Origin of the sequence: Alteromonas sp. BL110 (assembly GCF_003443615.1) — a bacterium.
GTDB lineage: Bacteria > Pseudomonadota > Gammaproteobacteria > Enterobacterales > Alteromonadaceae > Alteromonas.
The window spans coordinates 3,794,794-3,819,274 of record NZ_CP031967.1; the positions used below are offsets into that span (position 1 = coordinate 3,794,794).

Annotated in this window: 23 protein-coding genes; 4 read left to right on the top strand and 19 right to left on the bottom strand. The window is 42.8% G+C overall.

The features are described from left to right. Positions 1-237: 237 nt before the first annotated feature. The 7 genes from D1814_RS16430 to cysK form a co-directional block, all read right to left on the bottom strand. On the bottom strand, positions 238-699 hold the full coding sequence (locus tag D1814_RS16430) for a DinB family protein (RefSeq protein ID WP_232368912.1): 462 nt from the start codon (positions 697-699) through the stop codon (positions 238-240). Between the two features lie 903 nt (positions 700-1,602). Further along, entirely contained in the window at positions 1,603-2,043 is a 441-nt protein-coding gene (locus D1814_RS16445; protein ID WP_147402516.1) for a hypothetical protein, read from the bottom strand. Between the two features lie 132 nt (positions 2,044-2,175). After that, the gene (locus D1814_RS19440) at positions 2,176-2,499 is read right to left on the bottom strand and encodes a hypothetical protein (protein ID WP_162889806.1); all 324 of its coding nucleotides are present in this window, start codon (positions 2,497-2,499) and stop codon (positions 2,176-2,178) included. Positions 2,500-2,569: 70 nt separating this feature from the next. Then, entirely contained in the window at positions 2,570-3,676 is a 1,107-nt protein-coding gene (locus tag D1814_RS16455) for a serine hydrolase domain-containing protein (RefSeq protein WP_118494445.1), read from the bottom strand. A gap of 211 nt (positions 3,677-3,887) precedes the next feature. Further along, positions 3,888-4,163: a hypothetical protein gene (locus D1814_RS16460; RefSeq protein ID WP_232368913.1), complete on the bottom strand. Its 276-nt coding sequence runs from the start codon at positions 4,161-4,163 to the stop codon at positions 3,888-3,890. A 225-nt stretch (positions 4,164-4,388) separates the two neighbouring features. Further along, a complete protein-coding gene (locus D1814_RS16465) occupies positions 4,389-4,847 on the bottom strand; it encodes a hypothetical protein (protein ID WP_118494447.1) in 459 nt (152 codons plus the stop codon). 229 nt (positions 4,848-5,076) lie between these two features. Beyond that, positions 5,077-6,042, bottom strand: coding sequence for a cysteine synthase A (cysK, locus tag D1814_RS16470; RefSeq protein WP_118494449.1), 966 nt, complete (start codon positions 6,040-6,042; stop codon positions 5,077-5,079). Positions 6,043-6,313: 271 nt separating this feature from the next. On the opposite strand from cysK, the gene D1814_RS16475 reads away from it, so the two are divergent. From D1814_RS16475 to D1814_RS16485, 3 genes are all read left to right on the top strand, one after another. Continuing rightward, the gene (locus D1814_RS16475) at positions 6,314-7,150 is read left to right on the top strand and encodes an AAA family ATPase (RefSeq protein WP_012518654.1); all 837 of its coding nucleotides are present in this window, start codon (positions 6,314-6,316) and stop codon (positions 7,148-7,150) included. Then, on the top strand, positions 7,150-8,331 hold the full coding sequence (locus tag D1814_RS16480) for a vWA domain-containing protein (protein WP_118494451.1): 1,182 nt from the start codon (positions 7,150-7,152) through the stop codon (positions 8,329-8,331). Before D1814_RS16475 ends, D1814_RS16480 begins: the two co-directional genes overlap by 1 nt. 138 nt (positions 8,332-8,469) lie before the next feature. Beyond that, positions 8,470-9,255 (top strand): nucleotidyltransferase family protein, encoded by a 786-nt coding sequence (locus D1814_RS16485; protein WP_118494453.1) that lies wholly within the window; start codon positions 8,470-8,472, stop codon positions 9,253-9,255. A 33-nt stretch (positions 9,256-9,288) separates the two neighbouring features. Here the strand turns inward: D1814_RS16485 and D1814_RS16490 are convergent, their stop codons facing one another. The 10 genes from D1814_RS16490 to cmoA form a co-directional block, all read right to left on the bottom strand. After that, complete coding sequence (locus D1814_RS16490) at positions 9,289-10,662, bottom strand: MATE family efflux transporter (protein WP_118494455.1); 1,374 nt, start codon at positions 10,660-10,662, stop codon at positions 9,289-9,291. A gap of 152 nt (positions 10,663-10,814) precedes the next feature. Continuing rightward, a complete protein-coding gene (gene moeA, locus D1814_RS16495) occupies positions 10,815-12,029 on the bottom strand; it encodes a molybdopterin molybdotransferase MoeA (protein WP_118494457.1) in 1,215 nt (404 codons plus the stop codon). Between the two features lie 208 nt (positions 12,030-12,237). Further along, positions 12,238-12,744, bottom strand: coding sequence for an outer membrane beta-barrel protein (locus D1814_RS16500; RefSeq protein ID WP_118494459.1), 507 nt, complete (start codon positions 12,742-12,744; stop codon positions 12,238-12,240). Positions 12,745-12,972: 228 nt separating this feature from the next. Continuing rightward, the gene (locus D1814_RS16505) at positions 12,973-13,644 is read right to left on the bottom strand and encodes a phosphoglycolate phosphatase (protein ID WP_118494461.1); all 672 of its coding nucleotides are present in this window, start codon (positions 13,642-13,644) and stop codon (positions 12,973-12,975) included. A gap of 94 nt (positions 13,645-13,738) precedes the next feature. Beyond that, a complete protein-coding gene (locus D1814_RS16510; RefSeq protein WP_118494463.1) occupies positions 13,739-15,493 on the bottom strand; it encodes a sugar phosphorylase in 1,755 nt (584 codons plus the stop codon). 5 nt (positions 15,494-15,498) lie between these two features. Next, complete coding sequence (locus D1814_RS16515; RefSeq protein WP_118494465.1) at positions 15,499-16,722, bottom strand: glycosyl transferase; 1,224 nt, start codon at positions 16,720-16,722, stop codon at positions 15,499-15,501. A 12-nt stretch (positions 16,723-16,734) separates the two neighbouring features. Next, positions 16,735-17,544 carry an HAD-IIB family hydrolase gene (locus D1814_RS16520; protein ID WP_118494467.1) on the bottom strand — a complete coding sequence of 270 codons (810 nt, stop codon included), beginning with the start codon at positions 17,542-17,544 and terminating at the stop codon, positions 16,735-16,737. Continuing rightward, positions 17,541-18,413, bottom strand: coding sequence for a kinase (locus D1814_RS16525; protein WP_118494469.1), 873 nt, complete (start codon positions 18,411-18,413; stop codon positions 17,541-17,543). The genes D1814_RS16520 and D1814_RS16525 overlap by 4 nt, the downstream gene beginning before the upstream one ends. Before the next feature lie 94 nt (positions 18,414-18,507). Then, on the bottom strand, positions 18,508-19,506 hold the full coding sequence (cmoB, locus tag D1814_RS16530; protein WP_118494471.1) for a tRNA 5-methoxyuridine(34)/uridine 5-oxyacetic acid(34) synthase CmoB: 999 nt from the start codon (positions 19,504-19,506) through the stop codon (positions 18,508-18,510). 57 nt (positions 19,507-19,563) lie between these two features. Then, a complete protein-coding gene (cmoA, locus tag D1814_RS16535) occupies positions 19,564-20,295 on the bottom strand; it encodes a carboxy-S-adenosyl-L-methionine synthase CmoA (protein ID WP_118494473.1) in 732 nt (243 codons plus the stop codon). Positions 20,296-20,469: 174 nt separating this feature from the next. Between cmoA and D1814_RS16540 the strand changes: the two genes are divergently transcribed. Next, complete coding sequence (locus tag D1814_RS16540) at positions 20,470-21,105, top strand: response regulator transcription factor (protein ID WP_118494475.1); 636 nt, start codon at positions 20,470-20,472, stop codon at positions 21,103-21,105. Between the two features lie 50 nt (positions 21,106-21,155). Here the strand turns inward: D1814_RS16540 and D1814_RS16545 are convergent, their stop codons facing one another. Together D1814_RS16545 and fadE are read right to left on the bottom strand one after the other, a co-directional pair. Further along, on the bottom strand, positions 21,156-21,854 hold the full coding sequence (locus D1814_RS16545; protein WP_118494477.1) for a CAP domain-containing protein: 699 nt from the start codon (positions 21,852-21,854) through the stop codon (positions 21,156-21,158). Continuing rightward, positions 21,838-24,300, bottom strand: a complete 2,463-nt coding sequence (gene fadE / locus D1814_RS16550) for an acyl-CoA dehydrogenase FadE (RefSeq protein ID WP_118494479.1) — start codon at positions 24,298-24,300, stop codon at positions 21,838-21,840. The genes D1814_RS16545 and fadE overlap by 17 nt, the downstream gene beginning before the upstream one ends. Positions 24,301-24,481: the final 181 nt, after the last annotated feature.

Sequence of the window (24,481 nt, forward strand, 5' to 3'; positions counted from 1 at the left end):
AGACTACAAGACACAAATGACAGCTAGCAAGCTAAAATACTAAGCACAGACGCTTGTTTGTTTTAATAGAGTACTCATAAATAAGTCTCTACTAAGGCAACATCAGAACATCAGAACATCAGTTGAGCTGATTTCTGTTTATGAGTACCTAACTTTTAAATGATAGGAGCAGATATTTGGGGAATATCGGCAAAACCGCTGCATGTATGTGTCCCTTCGTGAGTCTTATCATGCTTCTTACGCATTGGGTACTTTAGCCAACAAATCTGTGATACCTAAATCTATACCAGACTGAAAAAGCAATGTAGAAATTTGACCTCGATGATGAGTTTGATGGTTAAAAAAGTGTTGTATGAGGTGCGAAAAAGGCTTTTTGAAAGGGACGCCATTTGAATTTTGATAGGATAAATCACTGTCCAAAAGCTCATCGCTGAGCTGATTAACAAACTCCAGAATTACGCCATCTAATCGGTTTTTTTCATTTTTTAGCTTTGCAAGGTCGCTAAACAGTATTGAATCGAGCCTTTCTGGTAATGGCGTCATTGCGAGGCTATGCAATGAACTAAAATTTGAGGGATGAGACGCAAATCGTTTTAGCCAAATGAGATCGGCGACTAATATATGATTAAGGGTTCCGATAATGGAACCAAAGAAAGCGCCTTTGTTTTCTGAAAGTGAGTCTCTACTTAAATGTGACACAGCCGAGTAAATGGACTCATTTAATCCATTTATTGTACTCAGCCATTAATATGAAATTACTTTTCAAAGACATAATCTGAACTTGGGCATAACTTTAAAATAAGGGGCGTAGGCACGTAAGGCATAATGGCGAAACCGCGCATGGATTTGTATTCCAAACCGCCTGCGGGCGACATAATACTGTTGTTAGGTGCTATGGAGCAAAAACAACAAAAGCAGCCCTAAGTAAAAGAATAAAAACACCATAGCCTAGAAGCCAAATAGAACGCCTACGGCGTTTAGGCAGTAGCTCTTTTACAACAACTGTATCGTCCTTTTTTAAAGACGCTCCCCATATAAAAAAACAATATACACTGAGCGCATAAGAACTAGAACCGATTTGAACGGTGGCGTTATGCCTAGGCCACAACCAAAAGTACTTAGAATAGGCAAAAGTGTCACCCACCTTTACTTCAAACTTTGTCGTAAAGCGGTCATAAGATACGCAAACTATATTATCTTCTACGATGTGTCGATGTTTTTGAAATCTTTCGAAGCTCATATCCGTGTAGCACCTAATGCTGAGCTTTAGCGCGCAGAAGTGGGCCAAAACCGCGAAGTACCCAGGTAGTGTCTTAGTGATTGCAGAGAATGACAATAGCGCATCGTTAACGGCTTGCCCATATAACAATAAATGTCCCCACAGACCATATACCAATGAACGTGTAAAAAAACCGCCAGCGACTGAGTTAATGCGTTTGTTAGCCGCGTTCGTGCCAATACCCTCGTTTTCGGTGGTTGTGCATAATAGCTACCACACTAATTTCCCTGTTTTCGATAATTTTATAAATAATAGAATATGGGAACCTGCTTAAGACAAAGCGTCGATGAGTTTGCCCCATTTTTGTCCTTTTAAACGACTTGTTAGCCACTCATTGCAATTGCTGACTTTACTGCTGCAACGGTTATTTGTAAAAAAAACATAACCAAAAATAATTCAATACACGCAATATACCTTTTTCTTACAACAGCCAATACAAGAAAGTAAAATACATATAACTTGCTATTTTTTATGGCTTTAGCTTTTTTAATGTATGAATCTACCCATTTATTCTTGTTAGGATAAAGTGCATTTAAAAATATACTACAATTACAATAAACTGCTAAACAAAGTGAGAGCAGCAATGTATAAAAAAGAGCTGTTGGCATTATGTTATTTAGGTCTATTTTGGTGAAATCTAGTTGACGCCCAGTAATATAAACAAAAGAAAAAAGTAAAATTTGTGGTGTTAAATTTCTGATAAAACTGAGATAGGCTTCCTTTCCCCCTCTCACAATTCTAAATTTGTTTCTAGAATTAGACATTGAACCTTCCATGATGGCTAACTTTAAGCTAAGGGGCGCAGATGCGTGGGGCATAATGGCGAAGCCGCCCCGCGTGTATGCGTCCCAGCGAACGCAGTGAGTGTGTTGATTGGGTTGTTAGCCACGTTTTGCTTACGAAGCACTTTTTTGAAACTTACGCATAGCTTTCACGACATTAATAATTGGCAATGTCGAGAAGAGAACAAAAATAGCTATGAACAGCATAAGGTTTAAATAAGCTAAGTAAATCAACACCCCAAGTAAGATTTGTACTACACCAGATAGTAAAAAGCTATTGCCTACGTATTTGCAGAAAGCAGGTAAGTCGGAAATTTTAGAAAAGTCGATGCCGTTAAGTACATCCGCTTTTTGCTTAAAGCTAAGCAAATACCCAATGATTAAATATATAAAGCCGCTTAAGCAGGATATTAAAAGAATTAGAAAACCGGTATCCATGGAGAATCCTTTTTAGTGGCTAACGCCGCATTCAGCGGTTTATCCGCTGCAATGCCTTGTTGTACGTACTTTAATTGTGTTTTTGTCTAATAGTAGAAAGGATGAAACTGTCTATTTCGTTACTCACTGGCCCAATACTACTGTTAGTTAATATTACATAACCAAAATTCAAGTCCGTTATAGACCGAGTTAGTGCGATCCAACCGCGATTAAATCCAGCAAAGCCGAGACTTTTGTTCTCTGAGTCAACTACATAGCTCATGCTCCAGCGCCCGTTAGTATTAGGAGCTGGCTTTATCATTAGATCAATTAGTTTTTCTGGCAATAACTTTGAACCAATATAATGCCCATCGTTATTTCTCAACACTGCCATATTAAAGCGAGCTAAATCTATAGGCGTTGTTTGTAAACCTGCTGCAGCTTTTTCATTGAAGTACAACATACCAGTGACTTTTCCAGTATCGTCATAAGGTGTTGCCGACTTACTTAAAACTTTTTCAGTAATATTGAAAGTTGAATCCTTCATATTTAAAGGTTCGAACACGTTTTGCTGCATATAGTCTTCAAATGCCATGCCCGATACATCTTCAATTAATAGTTGCACCACTGAATAACCACCACCAGAATAAGACCACTTTGTATTTGGCGCATGAATAACTTCAACGGGTCCAGCACCGTTGTTATCACCATTTAGTGAATCAACAATAGAAGATAGCTTTTCGTGTGAGTCCCATCCAACATACGGCCCCAGCGACAAGCCTGAAGTGTGAGATAGGATATTTCTTAGCGTTACTTTTTTTACGTCAAATTCAGAATTAGGAATCTGCCAGCGTTTGAGATATTGATTAATTGGCGCATCTAATTCGACTTTGTCTTGGGCCACAAGTTGCATTACTCCCCAAACAGTAACCAGCTTAGAAATAGAGCCTACGTTAAACATTGTGTTCTTGGTAATTTCAACTTCTGTCGCAACGTCAGCAAAACCATAGGAGCGAAATTCGATGATTCTATTTCCATTAACGAATGCCAGTGCGACACCTGGAGCTTTATGTTTACCTAAAATCTTCGGTATTCCATCGTCCAAGCGCTTTGAGAGCTCAGACACATCAGTAAATTCTTCGGCAGTAACAAAACTGGCTAAAACGAAGGCAGATATTATCAAAATAGATCTAAACATGACTTTCCTTGAGCGTATAACTTTTAAATAAGGGGCGCAGGCGCGTGGGCTATACTGCGAAGCAGCCCACGTGTATGCGTCCCAGCGAACGAAGTGAGTGACTTAATTTTTTTGTTAGGTGCGCTCACGCCAAGACCCCATTTAGCAGCATACTAGGAATAAAAAAGTAAAAAGCCAATAAACCTGAACTTGTAAATAGTAGTGCGACGGCTCAAAAAGATGCTTGAACGAAAAAGACGGAAGGTTTAAAAGAAGCACTATGCCTAAAAGCTACTACTGAAGTTTTAAAACATTCTTTAATTGCTTGGTATTTAATTGAAAGCCAAGAAATGAGTGGAGCAAGGCTAGCAAAAGTGAGAGCAAATGCTACTTCCACACCGCCTAATTGAACTAAGAAGGCTATCTCTGGTAAAAATGCCGCCGCAACAACCATCGCGATACCGATAAGTGCGCGTTGTAAATTAGTTAATTCATTCCATGATTTCATAGTTTTTCCTTTTAGCACCTAACAATTTAGTGTCCGGAAAAAATCCTTTATGCAAGTTGGATTATATCCGTATATCACTTTTCGGTTACTCTAAGTTATCACCTTAAAACAACGTATTAAATAAAAAGAAACACAACTGAGTATAAAAGCTGGAAAGTTTCTTTTTTATTTTTTAGTGTCGCAAAAATGTGGAGTGCTGGTTATATAAACAGTGTTTTTTGAGTGCTACAGATAAGCATCGGGGTGAATCTTGTTTACCTTCCATTCACCATCTTCTTTAATCAAATCAAGGCTTCGAAGGTCTTCTACTTTGTCGCCATTATAGTTTCCGCTTAAAAAGACGGTAATAGTGGATTTCTCTGAAAATTCGTTTCTGCCAATCTTACCTGCACTTTGCGGGGTTACGGTTACAGTGTCGTACTTTAAATTAAGCAGATGTCGTTGAACGTTACTATTGGTGTGGTATCGCGTCAGTATGCGCGACATTTTTTCACTGGATAGGCGTATTGCTGTGTCAAGATTGTCGTCTTCGTAAACACTTTTTAGGAACATAACTGTGGTGTATTCAGGTGTGCTCTCGTCAAGCATGCCATACCGCCCAATTCCTTCTTTTTTCTCACCACAAGCCGATAAAATCAAAACTGTAAAAAGCCCTAATAGGGCGTACCACATACGCGTTTTCATTTAGGTTTCCTTAATATAAAGAGGTCCGTTTCTTATTGATAGTTTCATATCTTAACTAAGTCAATGTAACGACTGCCAAGAAGTTTGCTAAGCGGATTATTCACAAAAACCTGTATAAAAGCAAAGTGACGATAGGATTTTACAAATTGTTGTTATATACGGGTTTTATTAGAAACATAAAAAACGAGGCACCAGGCCTCGTTTTAGCATTGTTTAAATTGAAAGGCAGTTATTGCACTTCTTCTTGCTCGTCAAACGCACCGGCAAATAGTGGGCTACTTAAGTAACGTTCCGTACCACTTGCTAGAAGTACCACAACTACTTTGTCTTTATTTTCTGGGCGTTCAGCAAAACGCTTAGCGGCAACAACCGCAGCACCAGAAGAAATACCCGCAAGAATACCTTCGTCAGTCATTAGCTTACGCGCCATGTCCATACATTCTTCGTTGGTAACTTGCTCAACTTCGTCGATTAGGTCTAAGTCTAGGTTACCTGGAATGAAACCGGCGCCAATACCCTGAATTTTGTGTGGTCCAGGCGTAAGTTCTTCACCTGCAAGCGCTTGCGTTATTACTGGTGAGTCTGTTGGTTCAACAGCGATAGAGGTAATTGCCTTGCCCTTTGTATTCTTGAGGTAGCGGCTTACACCCGTAATAGTACCGCCAGTACCCACACCTGCTACAAACGCATCCACCTTACCGTCGGTATCTTCCCAAATTTCAGGGCCTGTCGTTTTTTCGTGAATGGCTGGGTTTGCTGGGTTGTCGAACTGTTGAAGCAATACGTATTTATCTGGATCTGATTCGACAATTTCTTGTGCAGCAGCGACCGCACCTTTCATGCCTTTTGGTGCTTCGGTAAGAACAAGGTTTGCGCCCAATGCTTTAAGAAGTTTACGGCGCTCTAAGCTCATGCTGCTAGGCATGGTTAGCGTTAGCTTGTACCCGCGAGAGGCAGCAACAAACGCCAAAGCGATACCTGTGTTACCACTGGTCGGCTCTACAATTTCTTTACCTTCGGTAAGGACACCGCGCTTCTCGGCATCCCAAATCATGTTAGCGCCAATACGGCACTTAACGCTGAAACTGGGGTTACGCGATTCAATTTTTGCGTATACATTGCCTGATGTTACGCGATTTAGTTTAACTAGTGGCGTGCGGCCAATAGATAGGGAATTGTCGTCAAATACGTTCATTATAAATCCTTACCTCGTTCCTTATTTTACAGGAAACCCCGTCTGTCGTGATCTGTACGACCTTTTTAGTAGTTAATAATTCAACGCGTGTGATAGTTAATAATTCACAGCCTGAATTAGGGGATTTCGTCATACCCCTATATCATTGGTCCCAATCAGTAAAATGCAAAGTGCTTTTTAGCTATATGTTATATCTATGGGCAATCGTGAGAAGGCCTTGATATTATAGTTGAAATTGAAAAGACGAAAAATTATACGGAGTACAACAATAATGGCTTTTAGTGGCACGTCTAATTATATCGCAACCAAAGACTTACAGCTGGCGGTGAACGCTGCCATCACGCTAGAGCGTCCGCTTCTAATTAAGGGCGAGCCAGGTACCGGTAAAACTATGCTAGCTGAAGAGTTGGCAGAGAGTTTAGGCACCGAATTAATTCAGTGGCACATTAAATCTACAACCAAAGCGCAGCAAGGTTTGTACGAATATGATGCAGTATCGCGCCTTCGCGACTCTCAACTTGGCGATGACCGTGTTCACGATATAAGTAACTACATAGTAAAAGGTAAATTGTGGGAAGCATTTAGCGCAGAAAAACGCCCGGTACTGCTGATTGACGAAATCGACAAAGCCGACATTGAGTTTCCCAACGACTTGCTGCTAGAGCTCGATAAGATGGAGTTCTTCGTATACGAAACACAAGAACGTGTAGTTGCGAAGCAGCGTCCGATTGTTATTATTACCTCGAACAACGAAAAAGAGCTACCTGATGCTTTCTTGCGCCGCTGCTTCTTCCACTACATTCAATTCCCGAATCCAGATGAAATGCAAGAAATTGTTAATGTGCATTTTCCTGACCTAAAGAAAAAGCTGCTTGATGAAGCGTTAAAAGCCTTCTTTGAAATTCGCGATGTTCCAGGGCTTAAGAAAAAGCCTTCTACGTCTGAACTTATCGACTGGCTTAAGCTTTTAGTTGCGGAAGATATTCCACCTGAGGCGCTGCATTCAAAAGACGGTAAAGCAGCAATACCGCCATTATACGGCGCATTGCTTAAAAATGAGCAAGACATTCATTTGTTTGAAAAATTGGTCTTTATGGCGCGTCGCTAATGCTTATTCAGTTTTTTTATACGCTGCGAAAATATCAGGTCAAAACCACGTTGCGCGAGTTGCTTGATTTACTTAAAGCGTTACAGCATCACGTGGTGTACGCCGATATCGAGGCTTTCTACAGCTTGTCTCGTACTATAATGGTGAAAGACGAAACTCAGTACGATAAGTTCGATAGGGCGTTCGCTGAGTATTTCGAAGGCGTAGAGTCTATCGACTTGTTTGGGAAAGACATTCCTGAAGAATGGCTTCGTAAGGAAATTGAGAAAAACTTAAGCGCTGAAGAACGCGAAGCACTGCGTAAAGCGGGCGGCCTCGACGAACTGATGGAAACCTTGAAAAAACGCTTAGAAGAACAGGAAAAACGTCACCAAGGCGGAAACAAATGGGTTGGCACGGGCGGTACCTCGCCCTTTGGCGCTTATGGCGACAACCCAGAAGGCGTGCGAATAGGGCAAAAAGGGAATAGAAAGTTCTCGGCGGCTAAAATGTGGGATAAGCGCGAGTTCAAAAACTTAAGTTCAGATGTTGAGCTGGGTACGCGTAACATTAAAGTGGCGCTAAGGAAGCTGCGCAAGTTTGCTCGCACGGGTGCCAGCGAGCATTTAGATGTGCCTACAACCATAGGCGAAACGGCTAAAAAAGGTGGCTTGCTCGATATTCATATGGCGCCAGAACGTCATAACGCTGTAAAGGTATTGATGTTTTTTGATGTGGGCGGCTCTATGGACCCTCACGTTAAGAGCACCCAAGAGCTTTTCTCAGCAGTGCAGACCGAGTTTAAGTACCTTGAGTACTTTTATTTTCATAACTGCGTGTATGAAGAAGTATGGAAAGATAACCTCCGCCGAAATAAAGAACGCATTCCGATTTGGGATATCATTCATCGCTACGGAAAAGACTATAAAGTTATTTTTGTCGGTGACGCTACCATGGGGCCATATGAAATTACTTACCCAGGAGGCAGTGTAGAACACTGGAATGAAGAGCCTGGTAGTGTATGGATGCAACGACTGCTTAACCACTTTAACAATGCTGTATGGCTAAACCCGCAAGCTGAGAATTATTGGCCGTATTATTCGTCTATCAAAATTATTCGTGAAATTATGGAAGACAGAATGTATGGGTTAACTCTCGAAGGGTTAACGGAAGCGATTAAAGGGCTTAGTAGAAGCCGTTAAGTCATTTTATGGATAACGGTTTTCATGCACACGCGAATACTACGGTGGCACTAGCGTTTTAGCTAAAGATGGGTCTTATTGCGACGTTGATGATTTTGCGTTTGTCTTGATAAATCGCGTTAACTAATAGGTGTTACATTGAGTTCGGATGTTTATCGCTTAGCTTTTGTTTTACTCGCAGGCGGGCAAAGTTCCCGCTATAACGGTAACAAGCTCTTATCAGAGCATCCTATTACAAAATTACCGCTTGTTCAGCACAGTGTTAACGAAGTTATTCGCGCTCGCGATAAAATAGGGTCAATAAGCAAACATCCAGTCACGGTTGTTACGGGCAAATGGCACGACAGTGTAAGTTCGCAGTTAGCAGAGGCTTTTTGTGGTCTAACTGAGACTCCTTTTGAGGTGATACACAATAGACACTGGGAAGAAGGGATAGCATCAAGTATTCGCAGCGGGCTTTCACATCTGTTGAGCCTATCGTTGCACCCAAAAACGTCGCCTCAAACTTCCTCGCTTTCAACACCTGCGCTTTCAACGTCAGCATTACCGAGCACCAAGCCTTCACATGTGCTTTTTACTCTTGCTGACTTGCCAAGCCTTAACACACAGGATCTTATCCGCCTTATTGATACTTCTAAAGCTTACCCAAACCACATAGTGTGTAGCGAGTGGCAGAAGCATGGGGAGAAGGACGGGCAAAGGGGTGGGCAGAAGGATGGAAAGCCTAATAGCCGGTTAACAGTGCCTGCCATTTTCCCAGAGGCAATGTTTAGCGAATTATTAGCGCTACAGGGCGATACCGGCGCTAAGCCAATCATTAAAAAGTATGCGAAGTTAGGGAAAGTAACGGCTGTGTCTATACCGAATGCACGATTTGATATAGACACCCCACAAGATTGGGAAAATTTCAAAAAGCCAGACTAGTACTTTTTAGGCAGCCTTCGCTAACAATTCTGTTTAAGCACTCGCTAAGCGATGGGCAGCACTTGGTCGTTGAATATAAAGAAGGCGCGCTCCTAGCATTACTGCTGCCGCACTTAGCCCTACGATGAAACCAATCCAAAAGCCCGCAGCGGCCATCGGCTCAGCCGTTATCCAGTCTGTTCTTCCCAAAAGTACACCAGTAGGAAGGCCTATTAACCAGTACGACACAAAGGTAATGATAAACATCGCCGTAGTGTCTTTGTATCCGCGTAGAGCATTGGCAGAGATAACCTGAACGGCGTCTGATAGCTGAAACAGTGCAGCGTATATAAGTAGCGCATTAGCTAACGTGTAAACAGCATCGTCGCTGGTATATAGCCCAATAATGAAACCTTTAGCCAATAGGGTGAAGGTAGCCGTACATGCCGAGGTGAAAAAGCCGATAAGAATAGCAGCGCGGGCTGCAATCTTGGCCTGACGCTGATTTTTTTGTCCAATTCGATAGCCAATCCGAATTGCAGCGGCCATACCAATACTCATAGGAAACATAAACATAAGCGCCGAGAAATTTAGGGCAACTTGATGGGCCGCTACGGTGGTGGCACCAAATGGTGCTAACAGCAACGCAACTAGCGAAAACAGCGTTACTTCGAACAAGATTGTCATAGCGATAGGCAAGCCCATTTTAAAAGTTCGGCTGATGGTTACCATGTTTGGTTTGTACAGCTGGCTAAACAAATTGTATTTTTGAAGGGCAGGGGCGAGGCGCACATAAATAAAAGTTGCAATCAGCATAGTGTAAATAACAATGCCGGTAGCAATACCACAACCAGCGCCGCCCATAGCAGGCAATGGGCCAACACCATAAATAAACAGGTAGTTTCCGACAATATTTGCCATCAATCCGATAACGGTAATGATCATGGTCGGCTTTGTTTTACCTAGGCCTTCACAATAGTTTCTAAGCCATTGGTACAGTGCGAATCCCGGCATGGCGAATAGCACGTAAAGCACATATTCTACGGTGATGCTGTGCAATTCAGGCGCCATTGGAAAAAGCGCTACCATATTTTCAGTGAAGGGAATTAATCCTGCTATTGCTAGTCCTACAAAGAAGATCAGGTAGCCGGCCTGCTGACTGGCATCAGCAATGCTGCTAATACTTTTATTACCCTGTAACCGCGAAATAATAGGGGGAAGCGCGAGGGCTATACCTTGAATAAAACACATAAGTGGCACGGTTATGCTAAATCCAAGCGCCACTGCTGCCATGTCGGTTGCACTGTAACGCCCTGCCATAATCGTATCGCTTACGCCCATTAGCATTTGTGTAATCTGCGCAACTAGTAATGGCCAGGCTAGCTTTAAAATATCTCTTCCTTCTACAAGAAAGCGTTTCTTATTCACGGTAATTTGTCTCTATATAAGTCGCCAAGGGCGATGAGAATAATGGCTAATTGTTTCGCGTAATGCTTCGATAATTATTTTAGGTAAATACAGCTGTCAAACCGCATCGCAAAAAAAGTGATCTAACGTAAAGCGTTTAAACTACAGCCATTCTAAAAATGAAGCGGCATAACGGGAACAGTGTCGCCAATGTTTAACTCACTTATATCTTCATGCACTACCATAAGGCAATTGGCAGAGGTGATTGACGTCATCACACCAGAACTTTGTGATTTAAACGGCGTGACTTCCCAGTCTCCTTGGTTGTTTCTCACCATAGTCGCACGTTGGAAATCTCGTCGTCCCGCACGGCGCTTAAGCGATGTGGTAATCGTCGCGTTCACAAAAAACGGCTCGTGGCTTTTGGCTTGGCCTTGCATTTTCTTGATAACGGGCACAACCAGTAACTTGGCGGTGACAAATGAAGATACGGGGTTGCCTGGTAATCCACAAAACAAGGTATTATTAATTTTGCCTAAAGCGAAAGGTTTTCCCGGTTTAACCGCGACTTTCCAAAAGTCGATAGTGCCTAGTTCAGCGATGATATCTTTTACGTAGTCAGCATCGCCAACTGAAACACCACCGCTACTTACCATCACGTCTACGCGCTTGCTGGCTTCAATAAATAACGTACGTAAGGAAGCTTCGTCATCTTCCACAATACCGAAATCTACAAGTTCTACGTTTTCACTGCGTAATATACTGCTCACGCCAACCCGGTTCGACTCGAAAATTTGTGTTGGTTTAAGGGGGCCACCAGGGGCAGCAAGTTCAGAACCAGTCGCGACCACACCAACGCGGAGCTTTCGGTAAACGGCTACGGTGCTGTTTCCCTGAGAAGAAAGCAGCATAAGGTGCTCGGCGTGAAGACGGGTGCCTTTACTAATTAGCGTATCGCCACAGGCAATATCATTGGCTTTTTTGCGAATATTCTCTTTTACCGAAGGAAGTTTTTTTATGACTACAGCCTCGTCGCGGCTTTCAGTATTTTCTACCATCACGACGGCATTGGCATTAATCGGAATAGGTGCGCCGGTCATTATCTTAAACGCTTTGCCATTTTCAAGCGGCTCGTCAGCACTCATGCCTGCGGTAATAACACCTTGTACTTCAAGCTCAGCGCTATTAGAAAGGTCCTCAACGTTAACGGCGTAGCCGTCCATCGCCGAGTTGTCCCAAGGTGGAACATCAATATGAGCAATAACATCTTCTGCTAAAATGCGGTTGTTGGCGTCAAAAATACTCACATGTTCAATGTCGCCTATCGCTTCTGCAGCGTTAAGCGCTTTTGTAAGGGCTTCTTCGAGTGAAAGCCATTTAGATGACATACCAACAACTCCAATTAATTATTTAACAGGCGGATATTACAGAAAAAAACATCCTTATACCAAAGTTTAAAGTGTGAAATAAAAAACTAGGTATGAACAAAACCACAATTATTGATAGGTTAGGGAAAGGTGTTGATGGAAAATAAGTTGTGTCAGTAGAAGTGAGTGACGGAGAAGCTATCTATTCCACCACCCACTAAGAACAAAACTAGAAAGCGAATTTAGCTCCTAGGCTAAGTACGTCTGCACCGTCAAATGACTCGTAAGACGCCTCGATAGACGTGGTTGGATTAAATTTATAGCCCAGTCCACCACCAAATCCAAACTCCCAATCTGATGTGTCTGATTCAGAAAAGCCGCCTGCGCTTGCCGTCATTTCAAGCTTACCATAGGAGGGAGCAATATACGCATAAACGTTGTCGCTTACGTTAAACTCACCTTTCAACGAAAGTGCGTAAAATGAATCCAGTTCAATATCAACGCCAAAAATTTCATCATCGCTGACGCCGATTCCGTATCTCAATTCTGGAACCAGCGTGAAATTTTCATTAACTGCGTATGCATAACCCGCCGAAGCAACAATTGCTCCGAGGCTAATATCAACATCACCCTCGCTGTCGGATAAATTGCTATAACCCACTCCCAAAACCCAATTCGCAGATGCAGACATAGAAACAGAAACTAATGCTGCAGTTAAAAGTGCCTTTTTAAACATAAATATTCCTTTTTAAAAAACTTTTATTATTCTGATGATTTTTAAAATGCTAACGCATTGAAGCTGAAAGAAAGGGGGAGGGTAGTAACTTTGATGATTAAATTCAGTGTTGTTTATTAAAACATTCCTGATTTCGGCCTAGCTGTCTACGGAAGTCCCTTTCTCAATAGCACGAAGATTTTTACCAGTTTTCTCACATAAAGCAATTAGTTTATTCAAATAAAGAGATTAGCTGAGTGACGCCAATATTTCACTAAAGCTATCAAACACCCAGTCAGGTTGATAGGTCGCAATACTTTCGCCGTAATTGTAGCCATAGGTAAGGCCAATACTTTTTATGTTGGCGGCCTTTGCAGCAAGAATATCATTCTTGGAATCGCCTACCATCACACATTGTGAAGGTGAAACATTAAGCTGTTCACAGGCGTTTAAGAGGGGCAGGGGAGACGGCTTTTTCTCCGGTAAACTGTCGCCGCCTATGGTAAGGGAAAACACTGCTGACAATGAGAATGAAGACAAAATAGGCTCAATAAACTCTGAAGGCTTATTAGTTATCAATGCTAACCTAAAACCACGATTTTTTAACGCATGGAGAGTGTCATGAACACCTTCATAAAGCACAGTACTTTTAGTTTCTAACGTTCGATAATAGAAAAGAAATTTATCTAACGCAGTATCAACCTCTAATTGCTTACGGTTGTGGTTTATTTTCGTATCCCCACTTAACCCGCGTTCCACTAATACCCTAGCGCCATTTCCCACCCAGTGTCGTATAACGTACTCGTCATAAGTTGGCAGTTGATAATCACTTAGCATCTTATTAAGGGCAGTAGCCAAATCTGGCACAGAATCGACCAGCGTTCCGTCTAAGTCGAAAAGAAAGGTATTAATTTCTTGCATTACAAACTTGATTAACTAACGAATGTGGTAATCATAACACCGCAGTATCCGTACCGCGGTAGATATTTTAGCCACCTAGATTTATTTCAACTATTTACTCAAAATCTTTGTTGCTGATCCAAAGTACTTGATAAGGCTTCATTTGTAAGAAACCACTGGATAGCGCTATTTCATCACGGGTGATAAGGTCAATCCAGTTATCAGTACCAATAAGATTAATGTCAGACAGCAGAATAGTTTGTTCTTCATCTGAAATATTACTAATACAGAAAATACTTTGTTTTCTATCCAAGCTTTGACGCCAATAGCCAAACAGCTGATTATTTAGCTGTAGCGTAAACTGTGTGGCGTTGGGGTGAAATGCAGGCTGAGCTTTACGAATGCGTATAAGCTGCGAGATTCGCGTTAGTACTTTATGGTGTTGAGAGAAGGGTGAGTCTAACAGTGCCTCTAGTTCGTTAAAGTCCCAGCGTTTTCTATTTATAGAACGATTTTGCCCGGTATTAGCGACTTTTTCATAATCGTTAGATGTACCAAGTAGGCTGTGGATGTAAATACCCGGAATACCCTCCATACCTAACATAATCGCATGGGCGCAGATAAATCGGTCAACCTGATATTTGTCCGGACCTTTAATAGTGCCTTGAAGAGCGTCAAATAGCGTAATATTGATCTCATAAGGCTTTTGCTGTCCGTGTTCAGATGCGCGCCACGACACTTTTCCACCAAAGTGCTGCATAGCGTGGACTAAGTCGGATATTTCTTCTTCAGAAAGCAAACCTTCGGCTGGACGAAGTCCAATACCATCATGGGATGCTATAAAGTTGAAATAAGCCGTTCCGTTTTGCGCCGGTGGCATACTCATCATCCAACTTTTCAAGTACGAGCAGTCACCGGTAACTAGCGTGTTTACAAGCAACGGTGGCAGTGAAAAGTTATAGATAGCGTGAGCTTCATTTGCGTTACCGAAATACGTCAAGTTTTCCCTGTTGGGAATGTTGGTCTCGGTAATAATGATAATTGATGGGTCCACATGCTCGATAAGGGTTCTTATCAAGCGAATAACTTCGTGGGTTTGGAATAAGTTGATACAGTTTGTACCTACAATCTTCCACAGAAATGCCACGGCGTCTAAACGAAAGATTTTAGCACCTTTGTCGATGTACAGCTTGATGATATCAATGAAGGCTAGCAGAACTTTGGGGTTTCTAAAGTCAAAGTCGACTTGGTCGTGACTAAAAGTACACCACACGTGTTTCGTACCGTCTGCGGTTTCTGTTTCCCGAAGTAATGGCGACACGCGAGGGCGCGTCACCATAGATAAGTCATCGCTAGGGTCAGCTGTGAAGAAAAAGTCAGATCCTGGACCTTCGCCTTTGATAAAGTTATCGAACCACACGCTTCTTGCAGAGCAATGATTGATAACTAAATCTGTCATCAGTCCGTAATCAGCGGCTATGGCTTCAATATCGTCCCACGAGCCTAGAGATTCGTTCACGGTTGAATAATCAATAACCGAGAACCCATCGTCTGAACTGTACGGGAAAAATGGCAAGATATGAACATTGTTCACCGTATTCTTACAGTAGCGATGCAGAAACTTATTCAATGTAACCAGCGGGCGCTCACCGTCGTCAATAACGCTATCACCATAAGTAATCATGATGATGTCGTCTTCATCCCAATAATTATGGTGTGACTTAGGTGACGCAATGTCCGTTTGCTGCTGAATGCCTATTGTATTCATTAAGTCAGTCGCTAGCGTCTCGTAAGAGACGTCTAGCGCTACATCGGCATAAATGCTTTCTAAATGGTGTTTTACTTTGTCATGGAGATGCTCCCATGCCATATTATTTACTCCATATATTCTGCAGTATCGGCTTCAACCGCTTCTAATAATCGTTCTAAGATATCTGGCACCGCACTGGTTACGCGGTTCCAGCTTGGTATGAATGGTGTTTCCATCGGGTTTTCTAAGAAATTTTGTCCGGCTTTCATTATATTACTGGCGAACATTTCTACCGCTTTTTCTTCGCTGTGAATGTCTAAGTTCAGTCCATTCATTACCGCGTCATTGTGGTAAGTTTCTATAAAGTCTAGCGCAATTCTGAAATAGGTGGCTTTAATCGAACGGAACATTTCATTGCTAAACGTGTAGCCTTGCGTCGCGAGCTTTCTGAAAATTGCCTTAGTAATGTCAATAGACATTTTAGACAAACCACCTTGGTCGTTATTAAGCGAAAGGTCTTGGTGTTTATGGTCGTAAATATCGCATATATCTGCTTGGCACAGACGATTGTGTGAATAGTTGCGGTGCATTTCTGACAACACGCCAATTTCTAAGCCCCAGTCGCTAGGTATACGAATATCGTTTAATACATCTCGTCTAAACGAAAACTCACCCGCAAGCGGGTAGCGGAAGCTGTCCATAAACTCCAAGTATTCGTTATCACCCATAATGCGTTTTAATGCGCGAAGTAGGGGGGTGACGAGAAGACGTGAAACACGACCGTTAATTTTGCCGTTAGCTACACGTGCATAGTAACCCTTACAAAATTCATAGTTGAACATGGGATTAGCGACAGGATAGATAAGCTTCGCCAGCAAGTCTTTGTCGTAGGTAACAATGTCGCAATCGTGTAATGCTACAGATTCAGCTCTGTTAGACGCTAATACATATCCCATGCAGTACCACACATTACGACCCTTACCTAACTCTTTAGGTGCTAGACCCTGGGCCTGAAGTTCTTCGTCAAGGGCTTTAAGGCGCGGCCCATCGTTCCAAAGTACTCTGTGGTGTTGAGGTAGCTTTCCAAAGAATTTTAGCGCGTGTTTGTACTGGTCTTCGTTGGCTCGGTCTAAGCCAATTACAATTTCTGATAAATAGGGAACGCCAGTTAGTTCGTTAACAATATGCGGAAGTGCGTCACCTTCTAGCTCCGAAAACAGTGACGGAAGAATAAGTGCCATAGGGCGCTTTTGTGAAAACTGTAAAAGTTCTGTTTCCAGCTCTTCGGTAGGACGACGAGCTAAGTTATGTAACGTAGTAACCACACCATTTTGATAAAAATCAGCCATGTGTCCTCCTGATCATAGGGATAATAATTGAGTAAGCATTTCGTTCCAGCCTTCAGGGCCGGTTAGGGTGCTGGTATAGACCTCTTCTTTTTTTACAGCTGGTGGAGGATTTACCGGTGATAAAATGCGAATTGGAACGTGCGCCGCTTCAAGCATTGCTACGTCGTTTTTACCATCGCCAAGGGCAATAGTGTTTACTTTGGTGGTATGTTGCTTTTGATATTCACTGGCCAGCCATTTAAGCGCTTGGCCTTTATCGCAATTACCTGAAATATGAATAAAACGGCCACCTTCTAGCGGAAAGGCGCCGCGATCTTTAACAACGTTTAAAAATCGCTGTTTCTCTTCGTCGCTGCCCAACCACAAAACGGGTTCGCCGAACTGACGTTTGGCCGCAAGCGATGCTGACCGCTCATCGAGACCTGTACATTCCTGAATTTCTGCAATCGACATTTTTGAAAACTGCTTATATTTACCTTCAAATTCGCTGCCAATTTTTTCCAATAGCTTAATCCAATAATTTTTATTGGAGATAAAAGCTTTGCACCAATAGCCGTCTATCCAAACCGTGCCGCTAGGCTTTTGTTTAAAAAAACCATGGGGGATGAAAATGGCGGCACCATTCTCGATAATAAACGGCCCGTCTAAGCCAATTCTTTCACGTAATGGCTGTAATTCAGCAAAGGTTTTACTGGTGGTAGGAATAACGGGAATGTCTTGTACTTCTAATGCCGTTAAAGCCGGTTTCGCCGCCTCGAAAGAGTAGGTATGGTGGTCTAACAGCGTGCCGTCCATATCGGTGAAAACAAGCGTTTTCGTCATCGTTTTACGTCCTGTTTAGTTATCGTTCTTGTTTCATCAAGATAAAACACGGTATCGCACTTTTCAGGCAAATGCGCTAATGCGTGTTCAGTGATGCGTTGGTAGTGTTGCACAAAGTTTGCCACTTCTTCATCAGACATGACGCCGTCACTATCTTTTAACGCTTTTTGGGCAAGTTTATGTTCTTGTTCTAAGCGCCATTGATAAACGCAATCGAAACTTGGCGCTTTAAGCATGATGCGATAGTCAATTTTGTCGAAGAGCGTTTGGTAATCACCGGCTAGTTCAGTGTTAACAAACGAACGCCAAATGCTTAGTGGGTCTTCAACTTCCTCGAGGTGATTGACGGGGCGTTTCAATTCGCCTGAAGCCTGAGGAGGGGCACCTACACACCACCCTTCTAGTATGATGAAATCAGGTGAAGATTCTATTACAGGCCACTGCTCCTTTGGGAATGGGTTATCCGTTGCCTTGTTAAAACGAGGTAGGGATGTTCGTGTGCCTTTGGCTAGGCTACGAAGCGTATTCAAAGCTAAAGTGACGTCGTGCGTACCCGGCACTCCGCGTGTCGCTAGAAGCGGATGCACTTTAATCGCTAGCGCGTTGCGCTGAGATTGGTCGTAGTAAAAGTCGTCAATAGACAGTGATACAACTTGTTTATTATGTACCGATGAAAGGAAAGACTCGATAAAACTGGTCAGAGTAGATTTACCCGATCCCTGACTACCGTTTATACCGACAATAAAAGGTTTTGTTGCACCTTCTTGGTGCTTTAGCAGCTGCTTACATAATGGTATGAACCATTTTTGTGCAGTTTCTGCATAGCTACTTGGCAATTGGTGCGTCGTTAAAAAGCTATGTATATCCATGTTGTCACCTTAATCAATGCAGAGTTCGCACGTTCTTCTTGATTGAGATAACAACATTTGTGCCAATCGGGGAACTTGCTAGGTACCCTAAGGATTACTTCTTATTTGCTACGATCACGGCCCGTTGTGGTGCAGGATAACCTTCTATGGTGCGAGTAATATCTTCTTGATCGAGAAAATCTTTCAAAGATTGTGATTCCATCCACGACGTTGCACGTTGTTCGTCCAGAGTAGTGTGGTTAACATCCACAACACGGATATTTTCAAATCCTAGGCGACCTAGCCATACAGAAAGAGCGGCGGTACTCGGTAAAAACCAAACGTTTCGCATTTGAGCATAGCGCTCACCGGCCATTAGCACGGTGTTTTCGTCACCATCAACAACAAGCGTCTCAAGTACTAGCTCTCCACCTTTTCTTAGCTGATCTTTAAGCTGCTGTAGAAAAGCCATAGGATCTTTGCGGTGATACAGAACGCCCATAGAAAATACGGTATCGAAGGCTTTTAGCGGCTGCATCTCTTCAATACCTAACGGCAGAAAGTGAATGTTGTCGCATGGCGTAGTGGAATTACTTATAAATTGCTTAATAGCGTGAAACTGAATAAAAAACAATTGAGTAGGATCTATGCCTATTACTTTTTCGGCGCCTTGCCCAAGCATACGCCACATGTGATAGCCGCTACCACAACCTACGTCTAAAACGTTTCGGCCTTTTAATGATGTAATGTGAGGTGCTACACGGTCCCATTTCCAGTCTGAACGCCATTCGGTATCTATATGAATCCCGTGCAGGTGAAAAGGTCCCTTACGCCATGGCATAAATTGTTTCAGCAAACCTTCTATTTGCTTTTGCGTATATTCGTTAACGTCGTCTTTTGTGCCTATCGAAACGTTCGATGAAAGATCGACATGGCTTGGTGAGGTCGATGGAAGTTTTCCGAGCATCCGGCACCATTTATCAAACTCGCCGTGTTTGGCGTTTCGCTGCCAGTCGTCCATTTGGGCAGGAAGGGTTTGTAGCCAATGCGAAAGAGGGCTGTCTATCAATGATTTGTAACAATCGTTGAACCATGTCTGTTCTAGTTTGCTCATAGTCTTCTTTATATGTATTGAAATCGAAATAACGCGAAGTCTGAAATGCGCTTGCGCCTAACTTTTGATGGCGACCATGGACGTAAAGTTATAGCACTTGTACCACATCACTACATCTGTAAACCCTACTTTTTTAAGGCGCGTTTCATGTTCACTGAAGGTGTCGGTTAACATGACTTTCTCTAGCGCTGCGCGCTTTTGACTTACTTCTAGCTCGCTGTATCCATTGTCGCGTTTAAATTGGTGGTGTAAATCTACAAGCAATTCGTTTCCATTGAGGGTAGGGTGACGAATTTTCTCTGACAATACTAAAATACCGCCTGGGTTTAACCCATCGTAAATGCGTTTTAATAGTGCTTCGCGGTCAGCTGGTGGAATAAACTGTAAGGTAAAGTTCATCACAACCATGGAGGCGTTTTGTATCTCAATATTTTGGGCGTAGCCATGCTTTATGGAAATAGGATTTGGAAGTGAAAACGTTTGAACAACACGCTTGCAGCGTTCAACCATTGCTTCAGATGCGTCTACACCTATTATTTCACACGTTTTGCTTGGCAGCGCCCTGGCAACAGATAAACTCGCTGCACCTAAACTACAACCAAGGTCATAAACCACGGAATTTGAAGTGACTGCAGTTTTAGCCAATTCGCCTATGGTGTGAACAATGGTTTCGTATCCAGGAACTGAACGCTGAATCATATCAGGAAACACATCAACGACAGACTCATCAAATTTAAAGTCATCTACTTTATTGAGTGCCTTTGCATAAATATTATCGTGTTTCTTCACTGTGAATCTTCAATTAGCCAATTTGGGGCGCAATTTTACCGTCTGGTACGTAAATGCCAATGGAAAACGCTAAATTTGTTAGTTTTTTACAGTATTTTTCAGTATTAGGTCTTTTCGTTAATGGTCTAAAGTATTAATCTATACTCATAATAGAAAAAGGAAGCAGTAACGCTAATGACGAGAATTCTAGTAGCAGACGATCACCCATTGTTTCGCGAGGCATTGAGCGGCGCGTTGGAACCTTACTTTGAAAATGCACAAATAATCCAAGCCGGAAGTTTGGACGATGCATTGGCAAAACTTAATGAATTCGACGGCGTTGAGTTAGTGCTTCTTGATCTTAACATGCCAGGCGGTGAATACTTCAACGGCCTTATCACCCTTCGCGAGCAATATCCGAATATCCCTATCGGGGTGGTTTCAGGCAGCGATACGGTTGAAGTGGTAGCTCAGGTAATGAGCTTAGGCGCACAGGGCTTTATTCCTAAAGTATCTGAAACCCGTGAAATTGCACAAGCTATCGTAGATATCATCGACGGCAAAAAGTGGCTTCCGGAAGGTATGGAAGAAGAGCTTGAGAAAGTTGATGATGAATTGAAAGTACTTCTCCAGCGTTTCCGTGAGCTAACACCAAAGCAAATTCAGGTTCTTTCATACTTAAGGGCCGGCTTGATGAATAAGCAGATAGCTCATGAAATGAATGTTACCGAAGCAACGATTAAAGCGCATATCAGTGCCATACTGCGTAAACTAGAGATTAATACTCGTACGCAGGCTGTGTTATTGATGGACAAGCTTCAGCTTAGCTAAGTAAGTTTTGCCTTAAAAAAAACCGGATTAATCATCCGGTTTTTTTGTCTTTAAAGTTCTGTTTTTAAAATAATATTGCCGCTCTCGGTTACAATGTCTAAACCTTTATCAGGTACATGATCAAATTTCTTTTGGCGTTTCAAGAGTAACGTCGTTGATGAGTTATCGTCTTTTAAAGAAGTAGTAGTGTCCGCTAACTTAGTTAGATACACCGCCCAGTATTCAACGTGAGGTGTTGAATAGTCTTTATAAAAAGCAACACCAATTTGGTCTTGCTCTTCATAAAACGGAAGTTCGCCTAACAAGTGCTGTCGATGAGAGTTAGACCTTTTCAATGCGTACCAAACATCAACAGCCGTAGTGTACCCGCCCGCTAACGCTTCAACTTGGTTGCTCATAGCCTTACCATAATATTCAGGTAGAGTGAGCCCCGCATTTCGAATGCGAGTGTTAGGGCTACCACCTAAAAAATGTGAAACTAAGCCTCTGTCGGCCATATCTTTCACTTTGACTTCAGCTAATTCAACGAGTGTCGGGTTGCACTGCAGCAGATTGCGTTTTTGCCCTTTATCGTTAGCAATAAGTAAAGACAAGGCTTGAGCTTGCTCAGTATTACCACAGGTAACGGGGTTGGCGAAGCTAGTACTTTGGGCAATCAGAGCAATTAGCGTAGCTATAATGAATTTTTGACAAAAAAGGCCGCTTTCGCGGCCTTTTATTCTGGGGATTGAACTAAGCAGCTTTACCACCTCGTTTCTTAGCAGCTGACGTTGAGTTAACTTTAGCTACTAACTCTTCGTGATCGAAATCATCAACGTTAATGGTGCGAAGTCGTCCTGCTTCTGTCTTGCGTAGCAAGTTCGCTTCTTCTTCGTTAATAACATCTTCAGCTAATGCCTCATCAGCCAGTACGTCCAATCGAGTGAACGGTAGCTTGGCTTTCTTGTGTTTACAAATGCGCTCAAAGATAGGCTCACTCGCTAATACATCGTCAAGTGTTTGTTCTAGGTCGCCAAACAAACTGCCTTCCTCGCGTGTTAGATACTGGCCATAGCCTAAACGGCTACGTGCAGTTGAAGGCGTTTGAAGCATTTGTGCAATAGCATGCTCTGTTTTATCAGAAGGCTTGCCAATACGACGACCAAACGGAATTACCATAACGCGAAGCGCTGCCGCAATTGCACGGTTAGGGAAGTTCGCTAAGAAGTCATCAATTGCTGTCTCAATGTCGTGCAATGTGGTTTGCATCGCCCAATGAAGAAGCGGAAGATCTTCTTTCAAGCGTCCTTCTTCGTCGAAGCGCTTCAAAGTAGTGCTGCCCATGTAAAGGCCACTTAAAATATCACCTAAACGCGCAGATAAACGCTCGCGACGCTTAAGGTCACCACCAAGTACACCCATAGAAACATCAGTAAGAAGTGCTAGGTTAGCGCTATAACCTTGAAGCAGTTTATAGTAACGCGCTGTTTCATCAGTAAATGGAGCACTGCTAAACGCACCATTAGTTAGTGAGAACCAAATACTGCGCACAGTATTAGCTACTGCAAAGCCGATATGACCGAATACTGCCTTATCAAACGCTTGAAGCGCCTCTTTCTTGTCTTCAATAGATGCAGCTTCAATTTCTTTAAGCACATAAGGGTGACAACGCATCGCGCCTTGACCGAATATCATCATGTTACGAGTAAGGATGTTTGCACCTTCAACCGTAATTGAAACAGGTACACCTTGATAGCCGCGACCCAAATAGTTGTTTGGCCCAAGCATTACGCCCTTACCGCCGTGAACATCCATCGCGTCGTTGATGACTTGACGCATTTTTTCGGTTAAGTGGTACTTACAAATTGCTGAGATAACAGAAGGTTTCTCGCCTAGGTCAACACCCACTGTTGAAAAGCGCGTTACACCATCCATCAAGTAGGCATTACCACCAATACGCGCAAGCATTTCTTCAACACCTTCCATATGGCCTACAGGCATACGGAATTGACGACGAATACGTGCATATGCACCTGTTGCAAGTGAAACAGATTTTGCGCCACCAGCAGCAGACGAAGGTAGGGTAATACAACGTCCTACTGATAAACATTCTACAAGCATGCGCCATCCGCGACCCGCCATCGCTGGACCACCGATAATGTAATCGATAGGTACAAAGATTTCTTCACCCTTGATAGGTCCATTCTGAAATGGTGTATTAAGAGGGAAGTGGCGACGACCAATTTCTAGACCTTTAGTATCGCGAGGGATAAGCGCGCAGGTAATACCAGGCTCTTTGTTATCGCCAAGAAGACCTTCAGGATCTTGCAGTTTAAAAGCGAGGCCGATAACGGTAGCCACAGGTGCAAGAGTGATATAGCGCTTGTTAAAGGTAAGGCGCATACCCAGTACTTCTTCACCGTTCCATTCGCCTTTACAAACAACACCAACATCAGGAATTGCACCAGCATCAGAACCAGCTTCAGGACCAGTTAATGCGAAACAAGGGATTTCTTCACCCGCTGCAAGACGAGGTAGATAGTGATCTTGTTGCTCTTTCGTACCATAGTGTTGTAGTAGTTCGCCCGGGCCTAGTGAGTTTGGCACACCAACCGTGCTCGATAGTACCGCACTTACGCCTGCAAGCTTTTGCAGAACACGTGATTGTGCGTAGGCTGAAAATTCAAGACCGCCATATTCTTTCTTTATAATCATGGCAAAGAATTTGTGTTCTTTCAAAAACTGCCAAATTTCAGGAGGTAGGTCTGCATCTTTGTGGTTAATTTGCCACTCATCGACCATAGAGCAAACTTTATCACAAGGCCCGTCTAAGAATGCCTGTTCTTCTGCTGTTAGGCGACCTTTAGGGATGCGGTGAAGCTTGTCCCAGTCCGGCTTACCGCTAAAGATATCGCCGTCCCACCAAACGGTGCCCGCGTCGATAGCTTCTTGTTCTGTGCTCGACATTTCCGGCATAACCTTGCGATAGAAGGCAAGCAGCTTTTTAGAAATGTGCTGTTTTCTGATATTAGCAAGCGTGAACGGCAGTGTTAAAGCAAGGAACACTACCCAACCTAGCAGGCCGATATCACCGAAAAGGGTGCCTAAAATCATAACACCTGCGCCCATGGCAACAGCTGTTACCAAGCTGGTACGCTGATAGCTAGCAATCGCTAGTGTCAGAACGACCAGTAAAAACCATATAAAATCTGCCATACTTCACTCCTGAAAGGCGTTAAACGTTACACTTGTCATTTCCTCGGTTCTATAAAAACGCTTCAAAAAAAGTCGTTAACAATCGAGGTCTGACCAGCATGCTGTAAACCTATTATTTAATAGGGCAAAGATCAAGATTTTTACATGAATATTCTATTAACAACGACATAAATAATAGGGT

Excerpts from the sequence above, each read along its gene's own strand:
- D1814_RS16505 (WP_118494461.1), bottom strand. The coding sequence starts at position 13,644 with ATGCAAGAAATTAATACCTTTCTTTTCGACTTAGACGGAACGCTGGTC.
- cysK (WP_118494449.1), bottom strand. The coding sequence starts at position 6,042 with ATGAACGTATTTGACGACAATTCCCTATCTATTGGCCGCACGCCACTA.
- D1814_RS16460 (WP_232368913.1), bottom strand. The coding sequence starts at position 4,163 with ATGAAATCATGGAATGAATTAACTAATTTACAACGCGCACTTATCGGT.
- D1814_RS16525 (WP_118494469.1), bottom strand. The coding sequence starts at position 18,413 with ATGGATATACATAGCTTTTTAACGACGCACCAATTGCCAAGTAGCTAT.
- moeA (WP_118494457.1), bottom strand. The coding sequence starts at position 12,029 with ATGTCATCTAAATGGCTTTCACTCGAAGAAGCCCTTACAAAAGCGCTT.
- D1814_RS16475 (WP_012518654.1), top strand. The coding sequence starts at position 6,314 with ATGGCTTTTAGTGGCACGTCTAATTATATCGCAACCAAAGACTTACAG.
- D1814_RS16500 (WP_118494459.1), bottom strand. The coding sequence starts at position 12,744 with ATGTTTAAAAAGGCACTTTTAACTGCAGCATTAGTTTCTGTTTCTATG.
- cmoB (WP_118494471.1), bottom strand. The coding sequence starts at position 19,506 with ATGAGCAAACTAGAACAGACATGGTTCAACGATTGTTACAAATCATTG.
- D1814_RS19440 (WP_162889806.1), bottom strand. The coding sequence starts at position 2,499 with ATGGATACCGGTTTTCTAATTCTTTTAATATCCTGCTTAAGCGGCTTT.
- D1814_RS16515 (WP_118494465.1), bottom strand. The coding sequence starts at position 16,722 with ATGGCTGATTTTTATCAAAATGGTGTGGTTACTACGTTACATAACTTA.
- D1814_RS16520 (WP_118494467.1), bottom strand. The coding sequence starts at position 17,544 with ATGACGAAAACGCTTGTTTTCACCGATATGGACGGCACGCTGTTAGAC.
- D1814_RS16465 (WP_118494447.1), bottom strand. The coding sequence starts at position 4,847 with ATGAAAACGCGTATGTGGTACGCCCTATTAGGGCTTTTTACAGTTTTG.
- D1814_RS16445 (WP_147402516.1), bottom strand. The coding sequence starts at position 2,043 with ATGTCTAATTCTAGAAACAAATTTAGAATTGTGAGAGGGGGAAAGGAA.
- D1814_RS16510 (WP_118494463.1), bottom strand. The coding sequence starts at position 15,493 with ATGGCATGGGAGCATCTCCATGACAAAGTAAAACACCATTTAGAAAGC.
- D1814_RS16480 (WP_118494451.1), top strand. The coding sequence starts at position 7,150 with ATGCTTATTCAGTTTTTTTATACGCTGCGAAAATATCAGGTCAAAACC.
- D1814_RS16455 (WP_118494445.1), bottom strand. The coding sequence starts at position 3,676 with ATGTTTAGATCTATTTTGATAATATCTGCCTTCGTTTTAGCCAGTTTT.
- D1814_RS16540 (WP_118494475.1), top strand. The coding sequence starts at position 20,470 with ATGACGAGAATTCTAGTAGCAGACGATCACCCATTGTTTCGCGAGGCA.
- fadE (WP_118494479.1), bottom strand. The coding sequence starts at position 24,300 with ATGGCAGATTTTATATGGTTTTTACTGGTCGTTCTGACACTAGCGATT.